This is a genomic window from Micromonospora sp. C81 (genome assembly GCF_018070425.1).
GTDB lineage: Bacteria > Actinomycetota > Actinomycetes > Mycobacteriales > Micromonosporaceae > Micromonospora > Micromonospora zamorensis.
The window spans coordinates 87741-95478 of sequence record NZ_JAGPXS010000023.1 but is presented as its reverse complement, the minus strand read 5'-3'; the positions used below and the strand labels follow the sequence as shown (position 1 = coordinate 95478).

The following is a 7738-nucleotide window of genomic DNA, read 5'->3' as shown; positions in this document are numbered from 1 at the left end:
GGCCTCGACGAAGTCGCCCACGAGATGAACACCCGCCCCCGCCAGACACTCGGCTGGGCAACCCCAGCCGAGCGCCTGGACCACCTCATCGCCACCTGACGATTGCACTCACCCCTTGACCCCAAGCCGAGGCGGGTGACAACAACTTCATGATCAACGCGAACGGCGGCGGGGGTGTTCAGGGGGTCAGGGCCGTCTGGAGGGCTTCGGGGAGGGTGGGGTGCTGGTAGCGGTAGGCGGCTCTCGTCAGGACGCCGGGGAGGACGCGGGTGCTGGTCAGGGCCTCGTGGGAGAAGCCGCCGAGGGCCACCTTGAGCGCCAGCGCGGGGATCGGGATGATCGCCGGGCGGTGCAGCTGTCGGGCCAGCTCGCGGGTGAACTCGGCGTTCGTCACCGGGTTCGGCCCCACCACGTTGACCGGGCCGGCGACCTCGTCGTGGTCCAGCAGGAAGAGGGTCGCGCCCAGCCAGTCGGCCAACGAGATCCACGGCAGCCACTGCCGGCCGCTGCCCAGCCGGCCGGCGATGCCCAGCTTGAATGGCAACAGCTGCGGCTTGAGCAATCCGCCGTCGCGGTCCAGTGGCAGGCCGGTGCGCATCCGGATGACGCGTACCCCGGCGTCCTCGGCTGGCCGGGTCGCGGCCTCCCACACCCGGCAGACGTCGGCCAGGAAGCCCTCGCCGGCCGGTGCGTCCTCCTCGACGGCCCGGTCACCGGTGTTGCCGTACCACCCCACGGCCGAGGAGTTGAGCAACGCCCGTGGTCGGTCGGCGGCGGGAAGCCCGGCGATGGTGGTCGCCAGTGTGGTGGTGCTGTCCACCCGGCTGGTCCGGATCAACCGCCGGTAGTCGTCGTTCCAGCGCTTGTCGCCAACGCCCGCGCCGGCCAGGTTGATCACCGCGTCCGCCTCGGCGACCACGGCCGGGTCGAGCTGCCCGGCTGCGGGGTCCCACCGCCGCTCCTGCGGGTCGCGCGGCGGGCGACGGACCAGCCGGGTGATCTGGTGCCCGTCCGCTGTGAGCCGGTCGGCCAGCCGGGTGCCGAGGAAGCCGGACGCGCCGGCCAGAAGGATGCGCATACCCCCATCTTCGTCCAGAACGCCACCGGGAGATGCGTGGGGCCGCCGGTGGCGGGGCGTTCCGGTGAACGAATTCGCGACGGAACCCACTACCCGACCGAGGTGATCGAGTGGTTCCTGGAGATGGGTCGCCATCCCGACGGCAACGGCTGGGTTGCCCCGGACGTCGAGCAGGTGACCGGACGCCCCGGGCGCACGTTCCGGCAGTGGGCCGCCGAGCACGCGGACGACTTCCGGTGACGGCGCCTGGGGCGAGGGCTGCGGCGGTCAGGCCGCGTGGGCCGGGCGCAGGTCGGCGAGCAGTCGCTCCACCTCGGCGTACGTCTCGGCGCTCAGCGGGCCGAGCGTCAGGGTCGCCAGGTTCTCCTCGGCCTGGGCCACCGTGCGCAGGCCGGGGATCGGCACGGTACGCGGACTGCGCGCCAGCAGCCAGCCCAGCGCGCCCTGTGCGAGGGTCCGTCCGTCGGCGGTGAGCGCCGCGCGGACCTGCTCCACCCGGGCCGCCCAGCGCGGTGTCGGCCGACCGCCGGTGAACCACTCCAGCCACTCCGGCGCCCGCCCGCGCACGTCGTCCGACCCGACGGCCCGGGTCGACCCGGTGAGCAGCCCCATCGCCAGCGGCCCGCGGTTGAGGCTGGCCAGGTCGTGGCTGTCGCAGACCGCCAGCACCGCCGCGTTGTCGCGCAGCACCGACTCGTCGTGCTGGATGGCGGCGCAGTGCGGGCCGGCCGCCGCGAACGCCTCCGCCGAGGCGGGGTTGTCGGTGCTCCACCCGTACGCCCGGATCTTGCCCTGGTCGACCAGGGCCTCCAGGGTGTCGACCAGATCGAGTGCGGCGGGCACCGGCAGGTCGTTGAGGTGCAGTTGGTAGAGGTCGACGTGGTCGGTGCCGAGGCGGCGCAGCGAGTCCTCCAGGCTGCGTACCGCGAAGGCCGGGCTGGCGTCGGTGCCGAGCGCCCGCCGGGTGGTCTCCTCACTGACGTTGCCGAACTTGGTGGCGATCACCGCGCTGTCGCGCCGGCCGGCCAGGGCCCGGCCGAGGATCCGCTCGCTGTGCCCGGCGCCGTAGTTGCTGGCCGTGTCGAACAGGGTCACCCCAAGCTCGATTGCAGTGTGGATGGTGCGGATCGACTCGTCGTCGTCGACCTCGCCCCAGCCGAACGGCTGCCCGCCGTCACCCCAGAGCGGGCCCCCGATCGCCCAGCACCCCATCCCGATTGCGCTCACCTCGATGCCGCTGCGTCCCAGCGTTCGTGTCGTCGTCATGGTCACCAGCCTCCAACCTGGAGTGTGCTCCAGGTCAAGCACTACGATCTCGACATGAGCGGTTACGCCCCCGCGGAGGCTGCCCGCCGCAGCGGCTTCAGCCTCGACACCCTGCGCTACTACGAGAAGATCGGCCTGCTCGCCGACGTGGGCCGGACGACGGGCGGTCAGCGGGTCTTCACCGACGACGATCTCGGCTGGCTGGTGCTGTTCCGCTGTCTGCGCGACACCGGGATGCCGATCGCCCAGATGTGCCGCTACGCGGAGCTGGCCCGCGAAGGCGACCACACCGTCGACGAGCGGCGGGAGCTGCTGAAACAGCACGCTGTTCGGGTCGAGGAGCAGATGCTCCTGCTGAGCCGCCAGTACGAGCACCTGCGGGAGAAGATCCGCTTCTACGAGCGGCTGCCCGGGCCGGCGCCGGAGGCCGAGCAGCCGACCGCCACCCGGCCCGGCCCAGCCGTCAGTCGGTGACCTGCGGAGGCACGGTCAGACCGAGGAGTTCCTCGGCCGTCCCGGGCCGGCCGGTGAGCGCGTTCAGCGCGGAGACCAACCGCTTCTCCTCGTAACGGAAGTGCGACTCCAGCAGGGCGGCCAACCCGTCCAGCTCGCCGCGCACCTGGGCGAGGGGCACCGCCGTGTCGCCGGCAAGCAGCGCCTCGACCCGCTCCAGGATCCCCGCCACCACCTCGTGATCGGTGATCAGGTTCGCGATGACCGGGCGTAGTTCGGGGACCTGCTCGGCCAGCAGCCGGAACGCGCCCGCGTCCTCGCCGGTGTGGTGTCGGCCCAGTGCGGCGCAGAAGGTCAGGCAGTGCGCCCGCAGGTCCCGGGACGGGGCGTCGAGGTTTGCCCGGAGACGGGTCAGTTCCGCCCTGAGCCAGAGGTGGATCTCGATCATTTGATTGCCGACGGCGGCGAGCCGGTCGGCCGGTGAACCGGTCGGGTGCACGTTTGTCCCATGCTGTCCCCGCGCCTCCATGCCCACGGCGGCCTTCGTGCCGGGTACACCGCGACGCTGCGCCGGAGTCTATCCCGAACCGATCACGGCGTGGTTGGCTCGTCGGTCTCCCGGACGTCGTGCCAGCGCGCCCGCCAGGCGGCCTCGTGGGCCTCGTGGCTGGTCCGCTCCTGGAAGACGGCGGAGCGCAACGCGTGCCGGGAATCCGACATCACCATCACCTCCACGGCCACCAGCGCCACGCAGATCACTGTCGCGAGGGTGAGCGCGCCCAGCGCCGGCAGGTGCTGACCGACCGGGAGGGCCGCGATGAGCACCACGATGACGCCGACGCGGGTCCAGCTGACGGTGTGCAGGGTGCGCAGCTGGAACAACAGGTTGACGGCGAAGTAGCAGATCAACCCGCCGAAGAGCATCGGCACGGCCGGTCCCTCGACCTTCTCGGCGATCCCGCCGGCCGGGTCAGTGATCTTGTGCAGAACCTCCTCGTTACCGATGGAAAAGAGGATCACCCCGGCGATCATCGGCAGGTAGAGGTACGCGTACGCGTCGCGGGCCATGGCCACCCGGGGGGCACCCTCGGCCGCGTGCAGGGCGATCCGGGCGGCCGGCCCGATGAAGTCGAAGTGCGCCCACCACAGGGCGGCGGTGACCACGATGCCGAGCGCCGCGGCAGCCACCGCCGGCCAGGTCACCGGCTTGCCGAGCAGATTGCCGCCCACCCCGGTGGAGATGATGGACTCGCCCAGCGCGATGATCAGGATGAGGTCGTAGCGCTCCGTCCAGTGCTCGGCGCTGGTCACCCCCCAGCCCCAGGTGCCGACGATGAAGCCGGTGGCGTACTGCACCACCACCACGGTGATCCACAGCCCGTCGCGGACCATGGCGGCCTGGTCGGGGTTGGTGATCTGCGGCGGAATCAGCGCGGCGGCCAGCAGCAGCACGATGCTCACCGCCAGCTCCGGGGCGAAGCGCCGCAGTTGCCGCCGCTCCTGCGGGCTGTCCCGCACCACATGCTGGTAGAGGATCCAGTGGATGCCGCGGACCACGACGTAGCTGATGGCCACCAGCATCGGGCCGGCGGCGCTCCCCTTCGGGTCGTTGAAGGCCTGCGGCAGCGCCAGCGCGAACGCGAACAGGGCGACCATCGCGATCACCATGAGCACCGGGACGTAGCCCTCGCCGAGCCGGACCCGGGTGGCCACCAGGCTGTGCACCACCCAGATCCACCAGAGCACGGCGAGCACCAGAGCGGCGTGCAACAGCTGCCGGCCGGAGATGTTGGCGGCGGTCGCCCGCGTGATGATGAAGAACGAGAAGACGAAGACCAGGTCGAAGAAGACCTCGAACTTGTCCACCCGGGCACCGGGAGCAATCGGGACGGCCGGTCCCAGCTGTCCACCCCGCCGGTAGCCGCCCACGATCCCACTCTGGCAGCGTCCGGCCTGCTCGGAGGCCTGAACAGCGATGGCGACGGTGTCCGGCGTTACCTCCGGTCCGGCTCGGGAAAACACCGGGACTACCGCCTCCGGCAGCGGGCCGGTCGGTCCGACCCACCCTGGACAAGGATGGATCATGACGACGAACAACCCGATCACCACCTCGTTCGCCCATACCTCCACGGCCATGGACGTGATCCGGGGTGTGGACCTCGTCCGTCGGCGGGCGATCGTCACCGGCGGGTCGTCCGGCATCGGCGTGGAAACCGCCCGCGCCCTGGCCAGCGCCGGCGCGGAGGTCACCCTGGCCGTCCGCAACCCCGACGCCGGCCACAAGGCCGCCGACGACATCACCGGCACCACCGGCAACGACCGCGTCCTGGTCGCCCCGCTCGACCTCGCTGACCAGGGTTCGATCGCCGACTTCGTCGCCAACTGGGACGGACCGCTGCACATCCTGGTCAACAACGCCGGCATCATGGCCGCGCCCCTGTCCCGCACCCCGCAGGGCTGGGAGATGCAGTTCGCCACGAACCACCTCGGGCACTTCGCGCTCGCCACCGGGCTGCGCCCGGCACTCGCGTCCGGCGACGGGGCCAGGATCGTCTCGGTCAGCTCCGCCGCCCACCTGCGCTCACCGGTGGTCTTCGACGACATCCAGTACGACCAGCGGGAGTACGAGCCGTGGCAGGCGTACGGGCAGTCCAAGACGGCCAACGTGCTGTTCGCCGTCGAGGCGTCCCGGCTCTGGGCCGACGACGGCATCACGGCCAACTCGCTGATGCCCGGCGCGATCCGGACCAACCTCCAGCGCTACGTCAGCGAGAGGGAACTGGACCGGCTGCGTGCGGGCAACGCGGCGGCCTGGAAGACCGTCGAACAGGGCGCCGCCACCTCGGTGCTGGTCGCCGCGTCGCCACTGCTCGACGGTGTGGGCGGGCGCTACTTCGAGGACTGTCAGGAGGCCGCCCCCGCCCAGCCCGGCGGGCGGACGGGAGTCGCCGCGTACGCGCTGGACCCGGAGGCCGCCGAGCGGCTCTGGAAGGTGTCGACCGCGCTGCTCAAGGCCTGAGGACGCACACGAGAGGGCGCCCCGGTCGACGACCGGGGCGCCCTCTCGGCGTTGCGGGCAGATCAGGCCAGGCCCAGCTCCGACTCGAAGTTGCCGGCCTCCAGCCGCTCCTTGACCGCAGTCAGGAAGCGAGCGGCGTCGGCGCCGTCGATCAGCCGGTGGTCGTAGGACATGGCCAGGTAGACCATCGACCGGATCGCGACGACCTCGCCCAGCTCCGGGTCGTTGACCACGACCGGCCGCTTGACCACGGCACCCGTGCCGAGCATCGCCGACTGCGGCGACGGCACGATCGGGGTGTCGAAGAGCGCGCCCCGGCTGCCCGTGTTGGTCACCGTGAAGGTCGCCCCGGCCATCTCGTCCGGGGTGATCTTGTTGGCCCGGGTGCGCTCGGCCAGGTCGGCGATCCGCTTGGCGATGCCGCCCATGTTGAGCTCACCGGCGTTGTGGATGACCGGCACGAGCAGCCCGCGCTCGGTGTCCACGGCGACGCCCAGGTGCTCGGCCGCCGGGTAGGTGATCGTGCCACCTTCCAGGTCCATGCTGGCTTGGACGATCGGGTACGTCTGGAGCGCCTCGATGGCGGCGAGCGCGAAGAACGGCAGGAAGGACAGCTTCACGCCGTGCTTGGCCTGGAACGACTCCTTCGCCCGCGTCCGCAACCTGGCGACCCGGGTGACGTCCACCTCGACCACGGTGGTGAGCTGGGCCGTCTCGTGCAGCGACTGCTGCATCCGCTTGGCGATGGTCGCCCGGATGCGCGGCAGCTTCTCGGTGGTGCCCCGCTTGCTGCTCGGCTGCGGCTTCTCGGCCGGCTTGGCCGGGGCCGCCGACGGTGCGGCGGCCGGCTGTGCGGCAGCGGGGGCGGCCTTGGCGGCCTTCGCCTTCTCGGCGGCCTCCAGCACGTCCTGCTTGCGGATCCGGCCACCCACACCGGTGCCGTTGAGCGAGGACAGGTCGACGCCGTGCTCACCGGCCAGCTTGCGCACCAGCGGGGTCACGTACCCGGCGGCCTCCTCGCCGCCACCCTGCGCCGGGGCGGACGGACGCGGCGGCGTCGAGGCCGGCGCGGCAGGCTGCGAGGCCTGCTCGGTCTTCGCCGGCTGCGCCGAGCTTTCGGTCTCCGCGGCCGGCTCGTTGTACGACATGCCGGGGGTCGGCTCCTCGACCTTCGGCTCCGGCTTCGGCTCGGCCTTGGGCGCCGGCTTGGCCTCCGCCTTCGGCTCGGGCTTCGGCTCGGGCTTGGCCTCGGCGGGGGCCGCACCGGCAACGCCGATGATCGCCAGGTCGGCGCCGACGTCGGCGGTCTCGTCCTCGGCGACCTTGATCTCCAGCACAGTGCCGGCGACCGGCGACGGGATCTCGGTGTCCACCTTGTCGGTGGACACCTCCAGCAGCGGCTCGTCGACCTCGATGGTCTCGCCGACCTGCTTCAGCCAGCGCGTGACAGTGCCCTCGGTGACGCTCTCACCCAGGGCCGGCATCTTCACCGCGGTGCCCTCGCCCGAGGAAGCGGCGGCCGGAGCCGGCGCCTCGGTCGGCGCCTCGGTCGGCGCCTCGTCCTGGGCCACCTCGTCGGCGGTGCCCTCGGCGGCGGCCGTCGGCTCGGCGGCCGGCTCGACCTCCTCGGTCGGGGCCTGCTCCTGCGGGGCGGCCTCGCCACCGCCGGTCGACTCGCCCTCACCGGAGATGACAGCCAGCTCGCTGCCCACCTCGGCGGTCTCGTCCTCACCGACCACGATCCGGCTCAGCACGCCGGCAGCGGGCGACGGGATCTCGGTGTCGACCTTGTCGGTGGAGACCTCGAGCAGGGGCTCGTCGACCTCGACCGTGTCGCCCTCCTGCTTGAGCCAGCGAGTGACGGTGCCCTCGGTGACGCTCTCGCCGAGCCGGGGCATGGTGACCGATACCGGCATTTTCTG

The 7738-nt window shown here is 71.9% G+C and carries 8 protein-coding genes; 3 read left to right on the top strand and 5 right to left on the bottom strand.

Annotated elements, in window-relative coordinates; genetic code table 11:
- Positions 1 to 178 precede the first annotated feature (178 nt).
- Positions 179 to 1078: a TIGR01777 family oxidoreductase gene (locus KBX46_RS28440; RefSeq protein ID WP_210794994.1), complete on the bottom strand. Its 900-nt coding sequence runs from the start codon at positions 1076 to 1078 to the stop codon at positions 179 to 181.
- Between the two features lie 102 nt (positions 1079 to 1180).
- Between KBX46_RS28440 and KBX46_RS28435 the strand changes: the two genes are divergently transcribed.
- Entirely contained in the window at positions 1181 to 1318 is a 138-nt protein-coding gene (locus KBX46_RS28435; protein WP_210794992.1) for a hypothetical protein, read from the top strand.
- Positions 1319 to 1345: 27 nt separating this feature from the next.
- On the opposite strand, the gene KBX46_RS28430 is transcribed toward KBX46_RS28435, so the two are convergent.
- Complete coding sequence (locus KBX46_RS28430) at positions 1346 to 2344, bottom strand: aldo/keto reductase (protein ID WP_210794990.1); 999 nt, start codon at positions 2342 to 2344, stop codon at positions 1346 to 1348.
- 54 nt (positions 2345 to 2398) lie between these two features.
- Here KBX46_RS28430 and KBX46_RS28425 point away from each other — a divergent pair, with 54 nt between their 5' ends.
- Positions 2399 to 2818, top strand: a complete 420-nt coding sequence (locus KBX46_RS28425; protein ID WP_210794989.1) for a MerR family transcriptional regulator — start codon at positions 2399 to 2401, stop codon at positions 2816 to 2818.
- On the opposite strand, the gene KBX46_RS28420 is transcribed toward KBX46_RS28425, so the two are convergent.
- Both KBX46_RS28420 and KBX46_RS28415 read right to left on the bottom strand, forming a co-directional pair.
- A complete protein-coding gene (locus tag KBX46_RS28420; protein WP_231927113.1) occupies positions 2808 to 3296 on the bottom strand; it encodes a hemerythrin domain-containing protein in 489 nt (162 codons plus the stop codon). The genes KBX46_RS28425 and KBX46_RS28420 overlap by 11 nt on opposite strands.
- 92 nt (positions 3297 to 3388) lie before the next feature.
- A complete protein-coding gene (locus KBX46_RS28415; protein ID WP_210794987.1) occupies positions 3389 to 4726 on the bottom strand; it encodes a low temperature requirement protein A in 1338 nt (445 codons plus the stop codon).
- Between the two features lie 154 nt (positions 4727 to 4880).
- On the opposite strand from KBX46_RS28415, the gene KBX46_RS28410 reads away from it, so the two are divergent.
- Positions 4881 to 5816 carry an SDR family NAD(P)-dependent oxidoreductase gene (locus tag KBX46_RS28410; protein ID WP_210794985.1) on the top strand — a complete coding sequence of 312 codons (936 nt, stop codon included), beginning with the start codon at positions 4881 to 4883 and terminating at the stop codon, positions 5814 to 5816.
- A gap of 62 nt (positions 5817 to 5878) precedes the next feature.
- Here the strand turns inward: KBX46_RS28410 and sucB are convergent, their stop codons facing one another.
- Positions 5879 to 7732 (bottom strand): 2-oxoglutarate dehydrogenase, E2 component, dihydrolipoamide succinyltransferase, encoded by a 1854-nt coding sequence (gene sucB, locus KBX46_RS28405; protein WP_210794983.1) that lies wholly within the window; start codon positions 7730 to 7732, stop codon positions 5879 to 5881.
- Between the last annotated feature and the right edge of the window lie 6 nt (positions 7733 to 7738).